Origin of the sequence: Saccharopolyspora rhizosphaerae, from assembly GCF_003931915.1 — a bacterium.
Classification (GTDB): Bacteria; Actinomycetota; Actinomycetes; order Mycobacteriales; family Pseudonocardiaceae; genus Saccharopolyspora; species Saccharopolyspora rhizosphaerae.
This window is the reverse complement of record NZ_RSAA01000017.1, coordinates 192,435-213,717: the sequence shown is the minus strand read 5'-3', so window position 1 is coordinate 213,717 and position 21,283 is coordinate 192,435. Positions and strand designations below refer to the sequence as shown.

The 21,283-nt window shown below is 70.7% G+C and carries 19 protein-coding genes; 10 read left to right on the top strand and 9 right to left on the bottom strand.

Annotated features, from left to right (window positions below; translation table 11 throughout):
- Nucleotides 1-13 precede the first annotated feature (13 nt).
- The 3 genes from galE to EIL87_RS19120 all read right to left on the bottom strand — a co-directional run bounded on the left by galE (nucleotide 14) and on the right by EIL87_RS19120 (nucleotide 2,913).
- Nucleotides 14-976: a UDP-glucose 4-epimerase GalE gene (gene galE / locus EIL87_RS19130; protein ID WP_125091927.1), complete on the bottom strand. Its 963-nt coding sequence runs from the start codon at nucleotides 974-976 to the stop codon at nucleotides 14-16.
- A 66-nt stretch (nucleotides 977-1,042) separates the two neighbouring features.
- Nucleotides 1,043-2,221: a galactokinase gene (galK, locus tag EIL87_RS19125; protein WP_125091926.1), complete on the bottom strand. Its 1,179-nt coding sequence runs from the start codon at nucleotides 2,219-2,221 to the stop codon at nucleotides 1,043-1,045.
- Nucleotides 2,218-2,913, bottom strand: a complete 696-nt coding sequence (locus tag EIL87_RS19120; protein ID WP_125091925.1) for a metal-dependent transcriptional regulator — start codon at nucleotides 2,911-2,913, stop codon at nucleotides 2,218-2,220. Before EIL87_RS19120 ends, galK begins: the two co-directional genes overlap by 4 nt.
- A 122-nt stretch (nucleotides 2,914-3,035) precedes the next feature.
- Between EIL87_RS19120 and EIL87_RS19115 the strand changes: the two genes are divergently transcribed.
- The 5 genes from EIL87_RS19115 to EIL87_RS19095 all read left to right on the top strand — a co-directional run bounded on the left by EIL87_RS19115 (nucleotide 3,036) and on the right by EIL87_RS19095 (nucleotide 9,398).
- Nucleotides 3,036-3,887 (top strand): sulfurtransferase, encoded by an 852-nt coding sequence (locus EIL87_RS19115; RefSeq protein ID WP_125091924.1) that lies wholly within the window; start codon nucleotides 3,036-3,038, stop codon nucleotides 3,885-3,887.
- Between the two features lie 82 nt (nucleotides 3,888-3,969).
- The gene (locus EIL87_RS19110) at nucleotides 3,970-5,145 is read left to right on the top strand and encodes an acetoin utilization protein AcuC (RefSeq protein WP_125091923.1); all 1,176 of its coding nucleotides are present in this window, start codon (nucleotides 3,970-3,972) and stop codon (nucleotides 5,143-5,145) included.
- 12 nt (nucleotides 5,146-5,157) lie between these two features.
- On the top strand, nucleotides 5,158-7,833 hold the full coding sequence (locus EIL87_RS19105; protein WP_233576372.1) for a bifunctional acetate--CoA ligase family protein/GNAT family N-acetyltransferase: 2,676 nt from the start codon (nucleotides 5,158-5,160) through the stop codon (nucleotides 7,831-7,833).
- 122 nt (nucleotides 7,834-7,955) lie between these two features.
- A complete protein-coding gene (locus EIL87_RS19100; RefSeq protein WP_233576371.1) occupies nucleotides 7,956-8,837 on the top strand; it encodes an alpha/beta hydrolase family protein in 882 nt (293 codons plus the stop codon).
- A 258-nt stretch (nucleotides 8,838-9,095) separates the two neighbouring features.
- Entirely contained in the window at nucleotides 9,096-9,398 is a 303-nt protein-coding gene (locus EIL87_RS19095; protein WP_233576370.1) for a hypothetical protein, read from the top strand.
- A gap of 186 nt (nucleotides 9,399-9,584) precedes the next feature.
- On the opposite strand, the gene EIL87_RS19090 is transcribed toward EIL87_RS19095, so the two are convergent.
- On the bottom strand, nucleotides 9,585-11,240 hold the full coding sequence (locus tag EIL87_RS19090) for a fumarate hydratase (protein WP_125091921.1): 1,656 nt from the start codon (nucleotides 11,238-11,240) through the stop codon (nucleotides 9,585-9,587).
- A gap of 198 nt (nucleotides 11,241-11,438) precedes the next feature.
- On the opposite strand from EIL87_RS19090, the gene EIL87_RS19085 reads away from it, so the two are divergent.
- Nucleotides 11,439-12,158, top strand: coding sequence for a tyrosine-protein phosphatase (locus EIL87_RS19085; RefSeq protein WP_125091920.1), 720 nt, complete (start codon nucleotides 11,439-11,441; stop codon nucleotides 12,156-12,158).
- A gap of 255 nt (nucleotides 12,159-12,413) precedes the next feature.
- Here the strand turns inward: EIL87_RS19085 and EIL87_RS19080 are convergent, their stop codons facing one another.
- The 3 genes from EIL87_RS19080 to EIL87_RS19070 form a co-directional block, all read right to left on the bottom strand.
- The gene (locus EIL87_RS19080; protein WP_125091919.1) at nucleotides 12,414-13,385 is read right to left on the bottom strand and encodes a sigma-70 family RNA polymerase sigma factor; all 972 of its coding nucleotides are present in this window, start codon (nucleotides 13,383-13,385) and stop codon (nucleotides 12,414-12,416) included.
- Between the two features lie 300 nt (nucleotides 13,386-13,685).
- Entirely contained in the window at nucleotides 13,686-14,111 is a 426-nt protein-coding gene (gene dtd / locus EIL87_RS19075; RefSeq protein ID WP_125091918.1) for a D-aminoacyl-tRNA deacylase, read from the bottom strand.
- Nucleotides 14,108-15,622 carry a N5-glutamine methyltransferase family protein gene (locus EIL87_RS19070; protein WP_125091917.1) on the bottom strand — a complete coding sequence of 505 codons (1,515 nt, stop codon included), beginning with the start codon at nucleotides 15,620-15,622 and terminating at the stop codon, nucleotides 14,108-14,110. The genes dtd and EIL87_RS19070 overlap by 4 nt, the downstream gene beginning before the upstream one ends.
- 281 nt (nucleotides 15,623-15,903) lie before the next feature.
- Here EIL87_RS19070 and EIL87_RS19065 point away from each other — a divergent pair, with 281 nt between their 5' ends.
- Nucleotides 15,904-16,482: an HhH-GPD-type base excision DNA repair protein gene (locus tag EIL87_RS19065; protein WP_125091916.1), complete on the top strand. Its 579-nt coding sequence runs from the start codon at nucleotides 15,904-15,906 to the stop codon at nucleotides 16,480-16,482.
- A gap of 71 nt (nucleotides 16,483-16,553) precedes the next feature.
- Here EIL87_RS19065 and EIL87_RS19060 read toward each other — a convergent pair whose 3' ends face one another.
- A complete protein-coding gene (locus EIL87_RS19060) occupies nucleotides 16,554-17,228 on the bottom strand; it encodes a lysophospholipid acyltransferase family protein (RefSeq protein ID WP_125091915.1) in 675 nt (224 codons plus the stop codon).
- A gap of 162 nt (nucleotides 17,229-17,390) precedes the next feature.
- Here EIL87_RS19060 and EIL87_RS19055 point away from each other — a divergent pair, with 162 nt between their 5' ends.
- Entirely contained in the window at nucleotides 17,391-17,717 is a 327-nt protein-coding gene (locus EIL87_RS19055) for a DUF3099 domain-containing protein (protein ID WP_125091914.1), read from the top strand.
- A gap of 81 nt (nucleotides 17,718-17,798) precedes the next feature.
- The gene (locus tag EIL87_RS19050) at nucleotides 17,799-18,047 is read left to right on the top strand and encodes a DUF3039 domain-containing protein (protein WP_125091913.1); all 249 of its coding nucleotides are present in this window, start codon (nucleotides 17,799-17,801) and stop codon (nucleotides 18,045-18,047) included.
- Between the two features lie 27 nt (nucleotides 18,048-18,074).
- Here EIL87_RS19050 and EIL87_RS19045 read toward each other — a convergent pair whose 3' ends face one another.
- Nucleotides 18,075-19,136, bottom strand: a complete 1,062-nt coding sequence (locus EIL87_RS19045) for a YihY/virulence factor BrkB family protein (RefSeq protein WP_233576369.1) — start codon at nucleotides 19,134-19,136, stop codon at nucleotides 18,075-18,077.
- A 315-nt stretch (nucleotides 19,137-19,451) separates the two neighbouring features.
- Between EIL87_RS19045 and EIL87_RS19040 the strand changes: the two genes are divergently transcribed.
- Entirely contained in the window at nucleotides 19,452-21,221 is a 1,770-nt protein-coding gene (locus EIL87_RS19040; protein WP_125091911.1) for a DEAD/DEAH box helicase, read from the top strand.
- Nucleotides 21,222-21,283 lie beyond the last annotated feature (62 nt).

Sequence of the window (21,283 nt, the reverse complement as noted above, 5' to 3'; positions counted from 1 at the left end):
CGCGAAGCGGCGATCAGGCCGTGTGGCGGGCCCGGGTGAACTCCCACGCGTCACCGACGATCACGCCGAGGTCGGCGCGCTGGGGCTGCCACCCGAGCTCGTCCCGCGCGCGCCGGCTGGAGGCCACCAGCGTCGCCGGGTCACCCGCGCGGCGAGGCGCGACCTTCGCCGGGATGGGGTGTCCGGTGACCTCGCGGCAGGTGTCGATGACCTGCTTGACCGAGAAACCCGTGCCGTTGCCCAGGTTGTAGATCCGGTGCTGACCGCCCGTGGCGTTCTGCAGCGCCAGCAGGTGCGCGTCGGCGAGGTCGGTGACGTGGATGTAGTCCCGGACGCACGTGCCGTCCTCGGTCGGCCAGTCGTCGCCGAAGATCTGCACCTGCTCGCGCTGACCGAGCGCGACTTGGAGCACGATCGGGATCAGGTGGGTCTCGACGGTGTGCCGCTCGCCGAAGGCGCCGTGCGCGCCAGCGACGTTGAAGTACCGCAGGCTCACCGCGCCGATGCCGTGCGCGGTCGCGTAGGAGGTGATCGCGTGGTCGATCGCGAGCTTGGTCGCACCGTAGGTGTTGGTCGGCCGCGTCGGCAGGTCTTCGGTGATGGGGGAGACCTCCGGCTCGCCGTAGGTCGCCGCCGTCGAGGAGAACACCAGGCGCGGCGTGCCGTGCTCGCGCATCGCGTCCAGCAGGCGCAGTGTGGTCACGACGTTGCCCTGCCAGTACTTCTGCGGGTCTTCCATCGACTCGCCGACCAGCGACTTGGCCGCGAAGTGCAGCACGCCGTCGAACCGCTCCGCGAGCAGCTCACCGGCGGCCGAGGCGATGTCGGCCTCGACGAACGTGCAGCCGTCCGGGACAGCGTCGGCGTGCCCGGTGGACAGGTCGTCGACCACGACGACCTCGTGGCCTGCTTCCACGAGGCGTGCTGCGCACACGCTTCCGACGTATCCGGCACCGCCTGTGACCAGGAGCTTCAACTGCGTACTGCCTTCCGTGGGAGGTCTAGTCGACTGCGCGGGGAGCGGAGGCCGACGACCCGAGCGTCACAGGTCCCGTCCCGCACCGGCGGAGGGTATCGCGATGAAGACGCGCGGTTCGGTCAGGCTCCGCTGCGCGAACGCGTCCCGGACGGCGGACTCGACCCGCTCGCGGTCCGCGGTGGGGATCAACGCGATCGCCGAGCCGCCGAAGCCGCCCCCGACCATCCGTGCACCCAGCGCTCCAGCCTGCACCGCTGCCTCCACCGCGACGTCGAGCTCCAGGCAGGAGACGCGGTAGTCGTCGCGGAGGCTGGTGTGGGAGGCGTTGAGCAGCGGGCCGATCCCGGCGTAGTCGCCGGAGCGCAGCAGCTCCACGGTGGACAGGACCCGCTCGTTCTCGGTGACCACGTGCTCGACCAACGGACCGAGCTCGTCCGGCAGCTTCTCGAGCGCCGTCGGCAGCTGCGCTTGCGAGATGTCCCGGAGCGCCTTCACCTCGAGCAGCTCAGCCGCCCGCTCGCAGCCCTTCCGGCGTTCGCCGTAACCGGATTCGCTGTGCGAGTGCTGGGCGCGGGTGTCGATGACCAGCAGTTCGAGGCCCGCGCTGCGCGGGTCGAACGGGACTTGCTCGGCATCACCGGAGCGGACGTCGAAGAACAGCACGTGCGACTCGACGCAGCGCAGCGACGCGGTCTGGTCGAGCAGCCCGGTGGGGGCACCCACGTAGTCGTTCTCCGAGCGCTGCACCAGCCGCGCGATCTCCGCCAGGCTCGGCGCGCCCGGCTCGCCCGGCGCCCGGCCCTGCTGGTCGAGCATCGCCAGCGCGAGAGCGCACTGCAGAGCGTGCGAGGAGGACAGGCCCGCGCCGTTGGGGACGTCGCCGACGATCACCAGGTCCAGTCCGGGGACCGGGTGGCCGGCTTCACCCAGCGCCCACGCGACGCCTGCCGGGAAGGCCGACCAGCCGGTGGGGGAGCCAGGTCGCAGGTCGTCGACGACGACCTGCTCGGCTCGGTGGAGCTCGCCGTCGTCACCGTGCGTCGCGGCCACGAGCGCGCGATCCTCGCGCGGTCCGACGGCCACCGCCACGCGGTGCGGGATCGCCATCGGGAGCACGAAACCGTCGTTGTAGTCGGTGTGCTCACCGATCAGGTTGACCCGGCCGGGGGCGGACCACACCGCGCTGGGCGCGTGCCCGTGCTCAGCTGCGAAGAGCTCCGCGGCGCGGCGAGGGAGGGTCATTTCGCGGTCACCATGACCGCGTGCGCGATGCTGGACGTCAACTTGGCGTTGCCGTTCGGGCCACGCACCTCGATGGGTTTGTTCGCGCCGACCACGGACATGATCTCGACCTCGTTGCCCGGCACCACGCCGACCTCCTTGAGGTCGGTCATCAGGTCCGGGTCCAGCTGCACGTGCTCGGCGATGCGGCGGATGACCGCGCGACCACCGCCGTTGCGGGCGATCTCGTCGACACGCTGGAGTTCGCCCTCGGCGACCGCGTCGACGTGGTCGACACCGAGGTCGTCGAGGCCGGGGATGGGGTTGCCGTAGGGGGACGTGGTGGGACCGCCGAGGAGCTTGACGAGCTTGCGCTCGACCGCTTCGCTCATCACGTGTTCCCAGCGGCACGCTTCGTTGTGCACGTGCTCCCACTCGAGGCCGATCACGTCGACGAGGAGCCGTTCGGCGAGGCGGTGCTTGCGCATCACGCTGATCGCCCGGGCGCGGCCGGCCTTGGTCAGCTCGAGGTGGCGGTCCTCGGCTACCGTGAGCAGACCGTCGCGCTCCATGCGAGCCACCGTCTGGCTCACGGTGGGTCCGCTCTGCTCCAGGCGCTCGGCGATGCGCGCGCGGAGCGGCACCACGCCCTCTTCCTCGAGGTCGTAAATGGTGCGAAGGTACATCTCAGTGGTATCGATGAGATCGTTCACGTCGGCTCCCCATTCAAGTCCCAACCACGATGCTAGTCGTTGCCAGCGACAACGGTCAGTGGCTGGGGAGTTGACAGACCAGGATTGTCGACCGACCTCGTCGCGGGCTTCGAAAGGCCGTCATGCATCCCTTGATCAGTACCGATGATCTCATGGCCGCACTGCGTGCGGACCCGCACCCGACAGTGCTCGACGTGCGCTGGTCCTTGCTCGGCCCGCCGGGCCGTGGAGACTACCTCGAGGGGCACGTGCCCGGAGCGGTTTTCGTCGACCTGGACGCGGAGCTGGCGTCGGAACCGGGACCCGGCGGGCGGCACCCGCTCCCCGATCCGGCGGCGCTGCAGGAGGTGCTGCGCCGCGCCGGGGTGGACGCCGACCGGCCGGTGGTCGTCTACGACGCCGACAACGGTTCGGCGGCGGCCCGCGCGTGGTGGTTGCTGCGCTGGGCAGGCCACCGTTCGGTCGCCGTCCTCGACGGCGGTTACGCGGCGTGGACCGCTGAGGGCAAGCCGACCAGCACGGAGGTCCCCGGTTCGGGTGACGGGGGCTTCCGGGTGCGGGCCGGTGCGATGCCGGTGATCGACGCGGACCAGGCCGCGACGCTGGCGCGTGAGGGCGTGCTGCTCGACGCCCGGGCCCCGGAGCGCTACCGGGGCGAGGTGGAACCGGTCGACCCGCGCGCCGGGCACGTGCCGGGAGCCCGCAACGCGCCGTTCAGCGAACACGTCGGCGAGTCCGGCCGGTGGCGCTCGCCGACGGAGTTGGCCGAACGCTTCGCGTCGCTGGGCGTGACCAGCTGCGAGGCGGTCGGGGCCTACTGCGGCTCGGGCGTGACGGCCTGCTCGGTGCTCCTGGCACTGGAGCACGCGGGCCTCACCGACGCCCGGAACCCCGCTGCGCTCTACGCCGGTTCGTGGTCGCACTGGTCCGCCGACCCGGCGCGACCCGCGGCGACCGGCTCCGAACCGGGCTGACAGTCCTGGATCTCGATCCGATCCGGCGGCTCGCGAGGCGAGACCCTGTGGTGGGAGGCTTCCTGCGGGTAGCGTCCCGCTCATGGGTTCTCAGTTGGCCGTGGTCTGGGATGAGTCGGTGCTCCAGTACGACCTGGGCGGGCACCACCCGCTGCATCCCATCCGCCTGGACCTGACCATGCGGTTGGCCGACTCGCTCGGCCTGCTCGACGGTGTGGAGATGCTCAAGCCCGAGCCGGCCGCCGAGGAGGACCTGCTGCGGGTCCACACCGCCGAGTACATGGCCGCCGTGCGCGCGGCCCCCTACAGCGGCTGGGACGTCGGGCACGGGCTGGGCACCGACGACAACCCGATCTTCGACCGGATGCACGAGGCCTCTGCCCTGGTCGCCGGTGCGTCGGTCAAAGCGGCCGAGCAGATCGTCACCGGCCAGGCCGACCGGGCGGTCAACATCGCCGGGGGCCTGCACCACGCGATGGCCGACCACGCGGCCGGGTTCTGCGTCTACAACGACTGCTCGGTGGCCATCTCCTGGATGCTGCAGCAGGGCGTCGAACGCATCGCCTACCTCGACGTCGACGTCCACCACGGCGACGGCGTGCAGAAGGCCTTCTACGACGACCCCCGGGTCATGACGATCTCCCTGCACCAGCACCCGGTGACGCTGTGGCCGGGCACGGGGTTCCCCACCGAGGTCGGCGGGGGCAGCGCCGACGGCACGGCGGTCAACATCCCGCTGCCGCCGGGCACCGGCGACGCGGACTGGCGGCGCGCCTTCCACGCGGTGGTGCCCTCCGTGCTGGAGCAGTTCCGGCCGCAGGTGCTGGTCACCCAGTGCGGCGCCGACGCGCACCGCGACGACCCCCTGGCCGACCTGTCGTTGACCGTCGACGGGCAGCGCGCCACCTACCAGAACCTGCGGGAGCTGGCCGAGAACTACGCGGGCGGCAAGTGGTTGGCGCTGGGAGGCGGGGGCTACTCGCTGTTCCGCGTCGTGCCGAGGGCCTGGACCCACCTGCTGGCCACGCTGCTGAACCAGGACATCGCGCCGGAGACGACGATCCCCGAGGATTGGATCGCGTACGCCGTCCGGCGCTCGCAGAACGTGCCGATGCCGACGTCGATGTCGGACGGGGCGGACCCGTCCTTCGAACCGTGGACCGGGGTGACCGCTTCGGCGGTCGACACCGCGATCCGCGACGCCCGGCACGCGGTGTTCCCGCTGCTCGGGCTCGACCCGGCTGACAGTCGCGACTGAGGAGTGTCCGAAGTGGACGATGAGCTGGGAGAGGAGGCCGGCCCGCCGCAGGAGTACCCCCGGCAGTGGGAAGCCGACGTGGTGCTCTCCGACGGCGGGACCGTGCACATCAGGCCGATCGTCCCGGCCGACAAGGACAAGCTGATCGCCTTCCACGGGCGGCTCAGCGACCGGACCAGGTACTACCGGTACTTCGGCCCGTACCCGCGGATGCCCGAGCGCGACGTGCAGCGGTTCAGCCAGGTCGACTACGTCAACCGGGTCGCGTTCGTGGCGCTGCTCGGCGACGACATCGTCGCGGTCGGCCGCTTCGACCGGCTCGGCGAGCAGAAGTCCGCCGAGGTCGCGTTCGTGGTCGAGGACGCCCACCAGGGACGCGGTTTGGGCTCGATCCTGCTGGAGCACCTCGCCGCGGCAGCGCGGGAGCGCGGGCTTCGGCGCTTCGTGGCCGAGGTGCTGGCCGAGAACTCCACGATGGTGCGGGTCTTCCGCGACGCCGGCTACCAGGTCAGCCGCGCGATGGAAGAAGGCGTGGTGCACCTGGAGTTCGACATCGACCCGACCGAGGAGTCGGTGGCCGTGGCCAGGGCCCGGGAGCAAGCCGCCGAAGCCCGCAGCGTGCACAACCTGCTGCGCCCGCGGTCGGTGGCGGTCATCGGCGCGTCCACCGACCACAGCAAGATCGGCCACGCGGTGCTGACCAACCTGCTCACCGCCGACTTCACCGGCCCGGTCTACCCGGTCAACCCCGAGCACCGCTCGGTGCGCGGCGTGCGCGCCTACCCCTCGGTGCTCGACATCCCCGACGAGGTCGACCTCGCGGTGGTGGCGATCCCGGCCGCCGGCGTCAACGAGGTCCTCGACGACTGCCTCGCCAAGGGCGTGAAAACGCTGGTCATCGTCTCCTCCGGGTTCAGCGAGAGCGGCCCGGAGGGGCGCGAGGTCGAACGCGAGATGGTGCGGGCCGCACGCGTGCACGGCATGCGGGTGGTGGGGCCCAACGCGCTCGGCGTGGTCAACCCGGACCCGGAGTTCCGGCTCAACGCCAGCCTCGCGCCGCAGCTGCCCGGGCGTGGCCGCACCGGCTTCTTCTGCCAGTCCGGTGCGCTGGGCGTGGCGATCTTGGAGACCGCCACCGAGCGCGGGCTCGGGCTCTCGACGTTCGTCTCCGCCGGCAACCGCGCCGACCTGTCCGGCAACGACCTGCTGCAGTACTGGCAGACCGACTCGGCCACCGACGTGGTGCTGCTGTACCTGGAGTCGTTCGGCAACCCGCGCAAGTTCGCCCGGCTGGCCCGGCGGCTGGCGCGCAGCAAGCCGGTCGTGGTGGTCAAGTCGGGCCGCAACTCGGTGCGCGCGGGCCTGGCGGCGACCACGGTGGAGATCGACGAGACGAGCGTGCAGGCGCTGTTCGAGCAGTCGGGCGTCATCCGCGTGGAGTCGGTGGCGCAGATGTTCGACACCGCTCTGCTGCTGGCCCACCAGCCGTTGCCGCAGGGCGACCGGGTGTCGATCGTGGGCAACTCCTCGGCGCTGGGCATGATCGCGGCCGACGTCGCCCAGGCGCAGGGCTTGCAGCTGGCGCACGCCCCGGTCGACGTCGGGGCCGGGGCAGGTCCCGACGAGTTCGCCGCCGCGGTCCGCGACGCCGCGCTGCGCAGCGACGTCGACGCGCTGATCACGGTCTTCGCCCCGCCGGTGGCGGTTCCTGGCACGGCCTACGCGCGCGCTCTGCGCGAGGCGCTGCAGGAGGCCGACGCGGCCCAGTCGAAGCCGGTGGTGACGACCTTCCTGGCGGCCGAGGGTGTGCCGGACGAGCTGAAGGTGCTCGGCCCGGACGGGACGACCGGCAAGGGGTCGGTGCCCTCGTACCCGAGTCCGGAGCGCTCGGTGCTCGCGCTGGCCCGCGTGACGCGGTACGCGCAGTGGCGAGCCGCGCCGAAGGGGCACTTCGTGCGCCCGGACGTGGACGGCGAGCAGGCGCGTTCGCTGGTCGAGCAGTGGCTGGCCGAGGGCGTCACCGAGCTCGGCGACGAGCGGACCGTGAGCTTGCTGCGCTGCTACGGCGTGGACGTGGTGCCCTTCCGCAAGGTCGACGACGTCGAGGCGGCGGTCGGCGCTGCCGAGGAACTGGGCTACCCGGTGGTGCTGAAGTCCACGAGCGGGAAGCTGCGGCACCGCAACGACCTGGTCGGGGTCCGGCTGGACCTGGGCAGCCCGGAGGCGGTGCGCACCGCCTACGACGACGTCCGCCAGGTGTCCGGGATCGACGAGGTCTACGTGCAGCGGATGGCCGGACGCGGGACCTCGTGCGTGATCGACCTCATCGACGACCCGTCGTTCGGCACGCTGGTCTCGTTCGGCCTCTCCGGGGTGGCCAGCGAGCTGCTGGGCGACAAGGCCTACCGCGCGCTGCCGCTGACCGACGTGGACGTGGCCTCGCTGGTGCGCGCGCCCCGGGCGGCGCCGCTGCTGGTCGGGTACCGCGGTGTGGAACCGGCGAACCTCAAGGCGCTGGAGGACCTGGTGCTGCGGGTGGCGACCTTGGCCGAAGACCTGCCCGAGGTGCGGCACCTGGCGTTGCAGCCGGTCCTGGCCTCCTCGACGGGCGCGGTGATCACCGGAGCACGGGTGTCGCTGGGCGAGTCCCCGGTCGCCTTGGACGCCGGCCCGCGCAGGTTGCGCTGAGGGGAGCGGGGGACCGTTCCGGCCACGCTCCGCCGCGGTGCGAGGCCTGAGCCGGGTGAACCGCCGCACTGCCCGGGCCAGGGGAGCTGATCGGAACTTACCGGTTCCGTTAATCTGTGCGCGTGGATGAGGTCACGACCCGGAAAGTCGACGCACCGGCCCCCGTGCTCGGCGTGGTCCCCGCGGGCCAGTACCGCATCAAGGTGCGGGCGGTGCAGCAGGACGACCCGAGCGCGCCAGTCGCCGTGCTGGCACCCGCCATGGGAGTCCCCGCCGGCTACTACCGGCCGTTCGTGGCCGAGCTGCACCGGCTCGGCATGACGGTGGTGTCGTTCGACGTGCGGGGACAGGGCGAGAACAAGCCCCGGGCTCGACGCGGCGTGCACTTCGGCTACCAGGACTTCGTCCACGACCTCGACGCGGTGCTCGACCTCGTCGAATCGGTCCTGCCCCAGGCTCCCCGGTTCGTCCTGGGTCACAGCCTCGGCGGGCAGATCGCGCTGCTCCACACCGCCGCCAACCCCGGCCGGATCCAGGGCGCTGCGCTGATCGCCACCGGCTCGGTCTGGTACCGGGGCTACCCCGGGCTGGCCAAGTACTACTACTCGCTGCTGGGCACCCAGACGATCGCGCTGGCCTCGCGGGTGCTGGGCCACTGGCCCGGCTACGTCTTCGGCGGGCGGCAGGCGACCGGTCTGATGCGCGACTGGGCGCGGCAGGCGCGCACCGGGCGCTGGCGGCTGACCGGCTCCGACCTCGACTACGACGCCGCCCTGGCCGAGGTGACCACCCCGCTGCTCACGGTGACCGTGGACAACGACGAGCTGGCGCCGACGACGGCGATGGAAGACCTGGTCAAGCACTCGACGCGGGCCCAGCGCACCTCCCGGCACTACACGTCCGACGACGCGGGCGGGCCGGTGGACCACTTCAGGTGGACGCGGCACTCCGCCGGGATGGCGTCGTGGATCCAGGAGTGGGTGGACCGGGTGCTCGGGCGCTGACCCGGCGGAGACGTGGTCGGTCCCGGGCGAATTGTGGGAAAGCTGTGCAACGAACCACTTCGGCCGGGACGCAACCGGTGGTACCCGCGCGTCCGTCTTCAGGGCATGAGACGCCTACGAACCGCAGTGGGCGCGGGGAGTCTGCTACTGGTGCTGGCAGCCTGCGCCCAACAGCCGACCAACGACGTGGGGTTCGGTGGTCAACCGCCGGTGCCACCCGGACCTGTTCAGCCGAAACCTGAACCGGAACGGACACCGGTGGCACCGGAGGCCATCGACCTCTCGGCACTTCCGCAAGGATATCCCAAGAAGATCTGGACCCAGGACAACGGTACCGCGGTCGTGGCCACCGGTCAGGAAGGCGGCTGCAGCAAGGTTCACGCCGAAGTGGCGGAGCAGACCCCGGACCACGTCAAGATCCTCCTGGTGGAGGAGACCCCGGAGCCACCGGGCATCTGCACGATGGACTTGCGCTACCCGCCGGTGGCGGTGAGCCTCAGCGAACCGCTCGACGGGCGGAAGGTCGTCCTCGAGCAGAGGGACGTGAAGGTTCCGCGCTGATCGGACTGCGGTGCGGCGGAAACCTGCCGCCGTCGCACGGGAAGGACCGGGTACCACCGCCGGAGGTGGGGCTCCACGGTGCCGCCTGGTCCTGCAGTCCGACGCGGGCCCTCACAGCGGGATGACCGCGGCCGAGCGGCCGCACCCGCGCACCGCGCGCGGGTGCGGCCGTGACCGGTCACCGGCTCAGCGGCCGAACGAGATCTGCAGGGTGGGCTGCATCGACTCGGCGAAGAAGTCGTTGCCCTTGTCGTCGACGACGACGAAGGCGGGGAAGTCCTCCACCTCGATGCGCCAGACCGCTTCCATGCCCAGCTCGGGGTACTCCAGCACCTCGACCTTGCGGATGCAGTCCTGCGCGAGCCGCGCGGCCGGTCCGCCGATCGAACCGAGGTAGAACCCGCCGTGGTTCTGGCAGGACTCGACGACCTTCTTCGACCGGTTGCCCTTGGCCAGCATGACCATCGAGCCACCCGCGGACTGGAACTGCTCCACGTAGGAGTCCATCCGGCCGGCGGTGGTCGGGCCGAACGAACCCGAGGCGTAGCCCTCCGGGGTCTTGGCCGGACCGGCGTAGTAGACCGGGTGGTCCCGCATGTAGTCGGGCATCGGCTCGCCCGCCTCGAGGCGCTCGGCGATCTTGGCGTGCGCGATGTCGCGCGCCACCACCAGCGGTCCGGTCAGCGACACGCGCGTCTTGACCGGCAGCTTCGACAGCTCGGAGCGGATCTCGCTCATCGGCCGGTTGAGGTCGATCTTGACGACCTCGTCGGAGAGCTGCTCGTCGGAGACCTCCGGCAGGTACTTGGCCGGGTCGCGCTCCAGCTGCTCCAAGAACACGCCCTCCGGGGTGATCTTGGCCTTGGCCTGCCGGTCCGCCGAGCAGGAGACCGCGACGCCGACCGGCAGCGAGGCGCCGTGCCGGGGCAGGCGGATGACGCGCACGTCGTGGCAGAAGTACTTGCCGCCGAACTGCGCGCCGATGCCGAACTGCCGGGTCATCTCCAGCACCTGCTGCTCCATCTCGACGTCGCGCAGCGCGTGCCCGGAGGGCGAGCCCTCGCGCGGCAGCTCGTCGAGGTAGCGGGCGGAGGCGAGCTTGGCGACCTTGAGGTTGTACTCGGCGGACATGCCGCCGACGACGATCGCCAGGTGGTACGGCGGGCACGCCGCGGTGCCCAGGGATCGCAGCTTCTCTTCCAAGAACCGGGCCAGGCGCGTCGGGTTCAGCAGCGCCTTGGTCTCCTGGTAGAGGAAGGTCTTGTTGGCGCTGCCGCCGCCCTTGGCCATGAACAGCAGCTCGTAGACCGGGTCGGTGCCCGGCTTGTTGTACAGCTCGATCTGGGCGGGCAGGTTGCTGCCGGTGTTGCGCTCCTCCCAGAAGTTCAGCGGCGCCATCTGCGAGTACCGCAGGTTGAGGTCCTGGTAGGCGTTGAACACGCCGCGGGCCAGCGATTCCTCGTCCTGGCCGCCGGTGAGCACCGTCTCACTGCGCTTGCCGATGACGATGGCCGTGCCGGTGTCCTGGCACATCGGCAGCACCCCGCCCGCCGAGACGCACGCGTTGCGCAGCAGGTCGGTGGCCACGAAGCGGTCGTTCCCGCTGGCCTCGGGGTCTTCCACGATCGACTTCAGCTGGGCGAGGTGCGAGGGACGCAGCAGGTGCTGGATGTCCTTGATCGCCTCGGCTGCCAGCGAGGTCAGCGTGGCGGGTTCGATCTCCAGGAAGCGGCGCCCAGCGGCCTCGACGACCTTGATGCCTTCGTCGGTCACCAAGCGGTACTCGGTGTCGTCGGGGCCGAGGGGGAGCACCTCGGTGAAGTCGAAATTCGTGGTGGTCACGTCGCGGCTCCTTTGCGCGCGTTCGGGTTACGCGTCGCTTCATGTAACCGCGCAGCGGATCACGGCGTCCACACGGGTCTGCAATGTGTGACGGAGACCTGACCCGCGACCTGACCCGCGTGCCGGACCAGGTCTGGTCGAAACGGCTCCGGCCTGGGAGTCTCGATGCCGTCCGCTCCACACCGACACGGAGGCCCCATGGCGACCTCGGATGCGCTCGGCGAACTGGTCAACCTGCGCGACCTCGGCGGTCAGCCCACCGGTGACGGCGTGCTGACCAGGGCAGGTGTGGTCTACCGCAGCGATGCGCCGTTCCCCGGCGACCGCGATCCCCAAGGCCTGCCCGACTGGCCGCCGCGCGTCGTGATCGACCTGCGCGAGGCGGCCGAGACGAAGGACGCGCACCCGCTGGACCCCGTCGCGCAGGTGCACCGCATCCGGCTCCTGGAAGGGCTGGAGAAACCCGACACCGACGACGACGCGCTGCACGAGCTCACCGTGCTCTACCAGGGAATGCTGGAGGGCGCGCCGAAGAAGCTCGTCGAGGTCTTCCGGCTCGTCCTGGAAGCCGACGGCCCGGTGCTGGTGCACTGCGCTGCTGGCAAGGACCGCACCGGTGTGGTGTCGGCGATGCTGCTCAGCGCCGCAGGCGTGCGCCCGGACGCGATCGTCGCCGACTACGTGCGCACGGACAAGAACATGCTCCACGTGCTGCGGCGGCTCAACGAGCTGCCCGAGCTGCCGCCGGGCGTGGACGAGGAGATGGTCGCCGAGCTCATGGCCACGCCGACGCAAGCCATCGAGCGGGTGCTGGAGATCTTCGACGCCCACGAGGACGCCGCCGCGGGCTGGCTGCGCAGCCACGGCGTCACCGACGACGAGCTCACCCGCTGGCAGGGGAAGTTCCTGGACACCTGAGCCGGCCACGCCGACAAGGCGAGGAGGTGAGGAGGTCGGACCCGTCCCGCTCGACGAGTCCGGCCTCCTCCAGCAGGCGGTGGAGGACCCCACCGCTGAAGTTGTGCGGAAGCAGATCTTCGCTCCCGCGGGCGCTCGGGTCAACGAGCCGATCGGGTGTCACGTGAGGCGGGTTCTGCGCGGACCTGGCATTCCTCACACGTCACACCAGTCCCGGCTGCGCCCCGCCTCGCGTGGAGGAGGGGCGCAGCCGGTTCAGCTGGCGTAGGCGCGGAGCCGGTCGGCGCGGTCGCCCTGGCGGAGCTTGGACATGACCTCGCGCTCGATCTGGCGGACGCGCTCGCGGGACAGTCCGAAGGCCTTGCCGATCTGGTCCAGGGTGCGCGGCTGGCCGTCTTCCAGGCCGTAGCGCATCCGGATGACCGCCTGCTCGCGCTCCTCCAGCGTCGACAGCACCCGGCGCAGGTCGTCCTGCAGGAAGCCGGAGATCACCGCGTTCTCCGCGTCAGCGGACTCGGCGTCCTCGATGAAGTCGCCCAGCGGGGCGTCCTCCTCGGCACCCACCGGCATGTCCAGGCTCACCGGGTCACGCGAGTGGTCCATCAGGTCGAGGATCTTCTCGACCGGGATGCCGGCCTCCTCGGAGAGCTCCTCGTCGGTGGCCTCGCGCCCCAGCTTCTGGTGCAGGTCGCGCTTGATGCGGGCCAGCTTGTTGACCTGCTCGACGAGGTGGACGGGGAGCCGGATGGTGCGGCTCTGGTCGGCCATGCCTCGGGTGATGGCCTGCCGGATCCACCAGGTCGCGTAGGTCGAGAACTTGAAGCCCTTGGTGTAGTCGAACTTCTCCACCGCGCGGATCAGGCCCAGGTTGCCCTCCTGGATCAGGTCCAGCAGCGGCATACCGCGGCCCGTGTAGCGCTTGGCGAGGCTGACGACCAGACGGAGGTTGGCCTCCATCAGGTGGTTCTTCGCGCGCCGACCATCCCGCACCACGGCATTGAGGTCCGAACGCCGCTCGGGGGAGAGGTTCTTGCTGGTCTCCAGCAAGTGCTTGGCGAAAACTCCGGCCTCGATCCGCTTGGCGAGGTCGACCTCTTCCTGCGCGGTGAGCAGCGCGGTGCGCCCGATGCCGTTGAGGTAGACGCGCACCAGGTCAGCCGATGGACCCTGGGTGTCGAGTTCTTCGGCGACGGCGACGTCAGGCTTGGTGGTCTGCGGGACGGTCATGAGCTCCCTCCCTGGCGGGCTGGCTAGCAGGGCGCATGTCACACCTGCGCATCGGTGCGCGGTGCAGAAGACGCGTACGCTCGGGATTACCGGGGCTTCCGCGTCGACGTTCTCCTCCGGATGTCGAGGGGTCGCCCGTGGGTGGTCGGGCACCGCCGTCGGCATGGCCGTCGAAGCATCGTTACCTGGAAAACGACGGGCGCGGCGAATTCGTTCCCGATGTTCTCGAATCGAAGACGTCGCGGCCGTCACATCCGTTGCGCCCTGAGCCTGAGGATTTCCTGAGAGCTCCCGTTACATTTACACGTCAACCAATAGTGTGAATGGCCCGTCGTTCACGCTTTCGACCGCCATCATCGCGCCGAACACCCCGGTCGACACTCGCGCGCCCCGCTCGCGGAGGGTCGCCACGACCTCTTCCACCAGCGGTTCGGCCTGCTCGGGGCGGGCCGCCTCGGTCCACGAGGGACGCCGTCCCTTCGTGGTCGATCCGTAGAGGGTGAACTGGCTGACCACCAGCAGCGGTGCCCCGGCAGTGGCGCAGGACTCCTCGTCCCGCAGCGCGCGAATCTCATGCAGTTTGCGCGCCATTCTCGCGACTTCTTCACGACCGTCGGAATGGGTCACACCCAATAGCACCAACAGCCCCGGTTCATCGATCTTGCCGACGACTTCGCCCTCGACGCTCACCGAGGCGCGAGTGACCCGCGTGACGATTGCTCTCATCGATCGGCACCTCGCCATTCGGCCGGGACGACCATTCCGTGCCGGATGAGTTCGCGCACCACCGGAATCGCGGCGGAGGTCAACTCCTCCACTTCCTCGCCGTAGCCCAGCGCGAGCAGTTCGAGCAGCTCCTCCAGCGGCAGCGCACCGCGGAAGCCCGCCAGCAGCCGGACCCCGAGCTCGTCGATCTCGTGCTGCCAGCCCGGCCCGTCAGTGCGGTGCAGGCGGTGCACGAGTGGTTCCCAGCCCTCGTCCCCGGGCTGGGAGACCTGCTCCAGCACGGTGCTGTCGGCGGTCACAAGCCGAGCGGACATCAGGTCCTCGTCCGACTCGTGGGCGCGCAGCCAGTCGACCCGGCGCAGCCAGGCGTCGGACTCCGGGCCCAGGGGGTCGTCGAAGGCGTGACGCAGGTCCTCGCAGACCACCTCGGAGGGCCCGTCGGTGCGCCGGAGGGTGACGAAGCCGAAGCCGATGCCGATCACGTCGTTCTCCGCGAACCAGTCCAGCCACTCGGCGGCCTTGCGCATGCCCTGCTCGGAGCGCAGGTCGTAACCGGCGTCGCGCAGCCAGGTGCCCACGTAGAGGTCCGGGTCGGCGACGTCGCGCTGCACGAACCAGGCGTCCACCCCGGCGCCCGGAGGCAGCCAGGAGGTGACGCGGTCCTCCCAGTCCTCGCCTTCGCGGTGCACCCACGAGGCCAGCAGCTGCCCGGTGCCGCCCTCGTTGAGGAACGCCGGCAGCTGGCGCACCACCAGCGCGCTCGCGTCGTCCCCGGCCAGGCCGGAGTCGCGGTAGGTGAAGTCGGTGCGCGGAGGCCCCACCACGAACGGCGGGTTGCAGACCACCAGGTCGAACTTGCGGCCCCGGACCGGGTCGAACCACTCGCCCTCGGCGAGCTCGGCCTCGACGCCGTTGAGCCGGAAGGTCGCCTCGGCCAGCGCGAGGGAGCGCTTCGAGACGTCGGTGACGGTGGTGCTCTGCGCGTGCGTGCTCGCGTGCAGCGCCTGCACACCGCACCCGGTGCCGAGGTCGAGCACCGAGCCGACCGGCCGCCGGGTGGTCGCCCGCACCAGGCTCAGGGATGCGTGCCCGACGCCGAGCACGTGGTCGGGGTCGACGGGACGACCGCCGCGCAGGTCGGAGTCCAGGTCCGACACGACCCACCAGGAGTGCTCGCCCTCGCCGTGGGGGCGGATGTCCAGGCCCGCGCGCAGCAGGTCGCCGTCGGCGGCCAGGATGCCGGCGGCCAGCGCCTCGTCGGTGCTCAGCGAGCCCAGCGCGGCCTGCACGTCGGCCCGCTTCTCGGGCCTGCCCAGCAGGAAAAGCCGGACCAGGGTGCCCAGTGGCCCGGCGCCCTCGGTGGCGCGCAGCGCGGGTACCGGCTCGCCGCGGCCGAGCGCGGCGTGCGCGGAGTGGCCGAGCAGGTTCAGGACGCCGTCGGCGTCGTAGGAGGAGGCGCGGAAGGCGTCGCGCAGTCGGTCGATGCGGTCAGGGGACAGGTCTGGAATCACGCCCTGAATCCTCACACGCCCAGTGAACGCCGCATCCGCTCACTCGTCGGTGCGGCTCGGTGCGCGTGGTGTTGCTCGACCTGCGGAGTTCTCGGCCACCTCGGCCTCGACCACTCCGTCCTTCCGTCCTGTCCTGTGCACGGCGAGCCGAGTCGGCGCGGGTTGGTCGCGGTCACGCCTCCTGCGCACGCGCGGAGAACACAGCACGGAACTGCGGCGAAGCGCGGGTGGGCGACGCCCTTCGGGGCGAAGTGGACGGCCGCGCGTGCCAGGATGGGTGCATGTCGAAGACGCTCCACCTCACCGGCGACGCCGACGCCGACAAGCTGCTCTCCGAGGACTCGTTCGCCCTGCTCACCGGGATGTTGCTCGACCAGCAGGTGGCGATGGAACTGGCCTTCGCCGGTCCGCAGAAGATCGCCGGCAGGATGGGCGGGTTCGACGTCACCAAGATCGCCGAGTGCGACCCGGAGGAGTTCGTCGAGCTCTGCGTCCAGAAGCCCGCGATCCACCGCTACGGCGGCTCGATGGCCAAGCGGGTCCAGGCCCTCGCCCAGCACGTCGTCGAGCACTACGACGGCCGGACCGAGCGGATCTGGACCGACGGGGACCCGGACGGCAAGGAGGTCCTCAAGCGGCTCAAGGCGCTGCCCGGCTACGGCGACCAGAAGGCCCGCATCTTCCTCGCCCTGCTCGGCAAGCAGCGCGGTGTCCAGCCGGAGGGCTGGCGCGAATCGGCAGGAGCCTACGGCGAGGAAGGCGCCCGGAGGTCCATCGCCGACGTCGTCGACGAGCAGAGCCTGCACGAGGTCCGCTCGTTCAAGAAGGCCCAGAAGGCCGCCGCCAAGGCCGGGAAGTAGCGCGGACCGGCTCGGGAGCGAACGCGACCGGCCGTCCCCGCTGGGCGAGGACGGCCGGAGGACGTGCGAGGTCAGGCTGCCGCTGCGGCGCCCGGCTTCTGGTACTTGTCGACGTACTCCTGGTCGGAGAGCTCGGCGATCGCGTACATGATCTCGTCGGTGATCGAGCGCAGCACGGGCAGCGAGGCGTCCATGCCCGCGTAGCGGGAGAAGTCCAGCGGATCGCCGAAGTGGACGGTGACCGGGGCGGGTCGGGGGATCTTTGTGCCACGCGGCTGGAGCTTGTCGGTCCCGGTCAGCGCCACCGGGACGACCGGGGCGCCGGTGCTCAAGGTGAGGCGGGCGACGCCGGTGCGTCCCCGGTACAGGCGCCCGTCGGGAGAGCGCGTGCCCTCCGGGTGGATGCCGAACGCGCCGCCGTCGCGCAGCACCTGCTCGGCCGCGCCGATCGCCTCCATGGCGGCCCGGCCGCGCCCCCGCTCGACCGGGATGGCGCCCAGCGAGGAGAACAGCCACTTGGTGAGCCCGCCCTTGAGGCCGCTGCCCTGGAAGTACTCGGCCTTGGCCAGGAACGCCACCGGCCGCGGCACCACCAGCGGGACGATGAAGCTGTCCAGCACGGCGAGGTGGTTCGGCGCGAGGATCACCGGGCCCGCCGTGGGCACCTTCTCCGCACCGATGACCTCCGGTCGGTAGACGGATCGCGCCACTGCGCCCAAGACCCGTTTGCTCACCGTGTACAGCATTCTTCAGCCTCTCCCGCGCCGTCGTCGTCACTCCCCTCCCGAATCTAACCCCACCACGTTTCAAGGGCGGGTCGTGCGGGTCAACCGGGAGAGGGCAATCGGGCCGCCCCGGGGGTGTCGAGCAGCTCGCGCGGGTGGGAGCATGGAATCGGAGGTGGCGTCGTGAACACACCACATCGTGACGACTCCCCGGTGCTGATCACCGAGGCCCAGCCGTCGATGGACGATCAGCAGGCGATGCGTCGCCGCAGGTACGCGCTCATGATGGCCAGCCGCATCCCGTGCCTCGTCGGGGCGGTGGTCGTGTTCCAGGTGTGGCAGCTCTGGTGGCTGTCGCTGATCATCCTGGCGATCTCCATCCCGTTGCCGTGGATGGCCGTGCTGATCGCGAACGACCGACCCGCGCGCAAGACCGAGCACGTCAGCCGGTTCCGCCGCTCGCACCGCAGCATCGAATCCCCAGGCCACCAAGTCATCGAAGGCGCCTGACCACCGCTTTCGCGCGCGCCCGCCGCGGCGGCAGCACAGCCGCTGCGGACAGACGCGTGCGGCGTGCGGCATCATTGGGGCATGAGCACGATGACGCTGCCGGAAACCGACACCCGGAACGAGACCGCTGATCAGACCAGCGATGATCGTCCTGAGGTCTTCCACTACGTGCAGAAGGACAAGATCGCCGAGAGCGCGGTCATGGGCACCTACGTGGTGGCCCTGTGCGGCGAGGTCTTCCCGGTGACCAAGTCCGCCAAGCCGGGCTCGCCGGTCTGCCCGGACTGCAAGGAGGTCTTCGAGAACCTCCCCCCGGGCGGCGACGAGTGAGACGGGTGTCCCCCGAACCGCCGCGGGTCAGCCGCGCGGTTCGGGTTGACCGGCCTGTTTGAACGGCACGGGCTCACCGTTGGTGTGCGGCCTGGGACTCGGTCCCGGAGGTTCCGGCTCGTGCTCCGGTGCGGCCGCGTTGTCCTCGCGCCAGGCCCGGTAGCCGTCCTCGGTGTGCATCCGCTGCGCCAGCCGCCGCATCTCCAGGCGGCGCCAGCGGCGGCGCTCCCGGCGGGTCATCTTCGCCGGCCACATCTCCTGGATCGCGTTGTTGAACTCGGCGCCCATGATGATCGCGAAGCCGATGAAGAACGCGAACAGCAGGAACGCGATCGGGGTCGCCAGCGCGCCGTAGGTGTAGCCGGTGCTGGTGATCCAGGTGATGTAGACCCGCAGCCCGTAGCTGGACACCAGGAACAGCACCATCGCCAGCAGCGCGCCCGGCACGCCCCGGTGCCAGGGCAGCTTGCGCGGCAGCGCCACGCTGTAGAGCGTCGCGAGCGCGATCACCAGCCCGGCGGCCGTCGCCGGGTAGTAGACGACGTGGATCAGCCAGGTCACGTCGTCCTGCAGGGACTGCGGGAAGACCGTCGGCAACCACTCCGGCCCGAGCGCGATCACCGGCAGCCCGACGATCGCCAGCACCAGGCCCACCAAGTACAGCAGCAGCGCCACGATCCGCTGCCACACGCTGTTGCGCACCAGGTACTGGTCGTAGGCCTGGGTGATCGAGTCGACCAGCGACGCCAGCGCCGAGGAACCGGCCCACAGCGACAGCAGGAAGCCCATCGAGGCGATTTCGCTGCGGCCCTTGGTCAGGATGTCGCCGACCGTGGGGCCGATGATCTGGTCCACGACACCGCTGGTGAACACCGTCCGGCAGAACGCCAGGATCTTGTCGTGCACCGCGTCGACGATCTCCGGGCCGAACCAGTCACCGAGGTAGCCCAGGCTGCCCAGCAGGCCCAGCAGCAGCGGCGGCAACGACATCGTCTGCCAGAACGCGGCGGCCGCCGATTCCGAGAAGATGTTGTCCCACCACGCCTTGTCCAGGGTGCGCGCGATCAAGCGCAGGGGACCGCGGCGCACCGGGACCTCGTCCCTCGCTGCGGTCGCGCTGCGCCCCCGACTGTCTGGCGAAGCTGGTGAACCCATCTCGCCTACAAGGATGCTGCATGCTTCCGGCGCGCAGGCGTCGAGGTGTTGAAACGGGAGTGTCGGAACCATCTCGATCGGCCGAACCGGTCTCGGTCGGAGCGCGGAGGTAAGCTGCACGGCGGCCCGCGACGAGTTGATCGGTGCTGGTTGATCCAGTTCCGGTCGCTCCTGGGAAGCGTGGCGGTAGGGGCCGATGAACCCGCACCACCCGGTCTGGGGAAACGAGGAAGGGAGCGGCGAGCCAGCGTGTCCGAAGCGCAACTCGACTATTCCGTCCGATCTGTTCTGAGCGACCCCTCGCAGGCACCGTCCCGGCCACTCCGAGCCTGGCAGCGCCGAGCTCTGACCAAGTACCTGGCCAACCAGCCGAAGGACTTCCTGGCGGTCGCGACGCCGGGCGCGGGCAAGACGACCTTCGGCCTGCGGGTGGCGGCCGAGCTGCTGGCCGACCGGACCGTCGAGCAGGTCACCGTCGTCGCCCCGACCGAACACCTCAAGCACCAGTGGGCGCTGGCCGCGGGCGGTGCCGGCATCCCGCTGGACTCCCACTTCCGCAACGCCGACGGCATCACCTCCAGCGACTACCGCGGGGTGGTGCTCACCTACGCGCAGGTCGCGGCCCACCCGAACCTGCACCGGGTGCGCACCGAACGCCGCAAGACCTTGGTGATCCTGGACGAGGTGCACCACGCCGGTGACGCGAAGTCGTGGGGGGACGCGATCCGCGAGGCCTTCACCCCGGCCGTGCGGCGGTTGTCGCTGACCGGTACGCCGTTCCGCAGCGATGACTCGCCGATCCCGTTCATCAACTACGAACCTGACGCCGACGGGTCGATGCGCAGCCGCGCCGACCACTCCTACGGCTACTCCGACGCGCTCGCCGACGGCGTCGTGCGGCCGGTGCTGTTCCTGGCCTACTCGGGCGAGGCGCGCTGGCGCACCAACGCAGGCGACGAGTTCAGCGCGCGGCTCGGCGAGCCGCTGACCGCCGAGCAGACCGCCCGCGCGTGGCGGACCGCCCTGGACCCGGCGGGGGAGTGGATCCCGACCGTCCTCAAGGCCGCTGACACGCGGCTGGAGCAGCTGCGCCAGGGCGGCGTCCCGGACGCCGGCGGCCTGGTGATCGCCTCCGACCACCCGTCGGCCAAGGCCTACGCCAAGGCGCTGCACCAGATCACCGGGTCGGAGCCGGTCGTGGTGCTCTCCGACGACCCGCAGGCCTCCTCGCGGATCGGCGACTTCGCCGAGTCCGACGACAAGTGGATGGTCGCGGTCAGGATGGTCTCGGAGGGCGTCGACGTGCCGCGCCTGGCCGTCGGCGTCTACGCCACGAGCGCTTCCACCCCGCTGTTCTTCGCCCAGGCCATCGGCCGTTTCGTGCGGTCGCGGAGACCGGGGGAGACGGCCAGCATCTTCCTGCCCAGCGTCCCGGTGCTGCTGGAGCTGGCCAGCCAGCTGGAGGCCCAGCGCGACCACGTGCTGGGTAAGCCGCACCGGGAGAAGGACGGGTGGGACGACGAGCTCGTCGCGGCCGCCAACACCCAGCGCGACGAACCGGGCGAGGAGGAGAAGGCGTTCACCTCGCTCGGCGCCGAAGCCGAGCTGGACCAGGTGATCTACGACGGCTCGTCGTTCGGCACCGCCGCGTTCAGCACCACCGAGGAGGAGCAGGACTACATCGGCCTGCCGGGCCTGCTCGAACCGGACCAGGTGAAGGCGCTGCTGCGGCAGCGGCAGTCGCAGCAGCTGGAGGACGTCGGCAAGCGCGAGGCCGAGGCGAAGGCGGCCAAGGCCGCCGAGCAGGCCCAGCAGCAAGCGCGTCCGCAGAGCGTGCAGGAGCGGCTGCAGAAGCTGCGCAAGGAGCTCAACACGCTCGTCTCGCTGCACCACCACCGCACCCGCAAACCGCACGGCAAGATCTACAACGAACTGCAGAAGGTCTGCGGAGGCCCGCCCACGGCGATGGCCACGGTCGAGCAGCTCGAGGAGCGGATCGCCACCCTGCGTTCGTGGTGAACGCCTGATGCGCGGGCCGTTGCCCGGCTAACCTGTCACCCGCCAGAGTGACGATCTTGGAG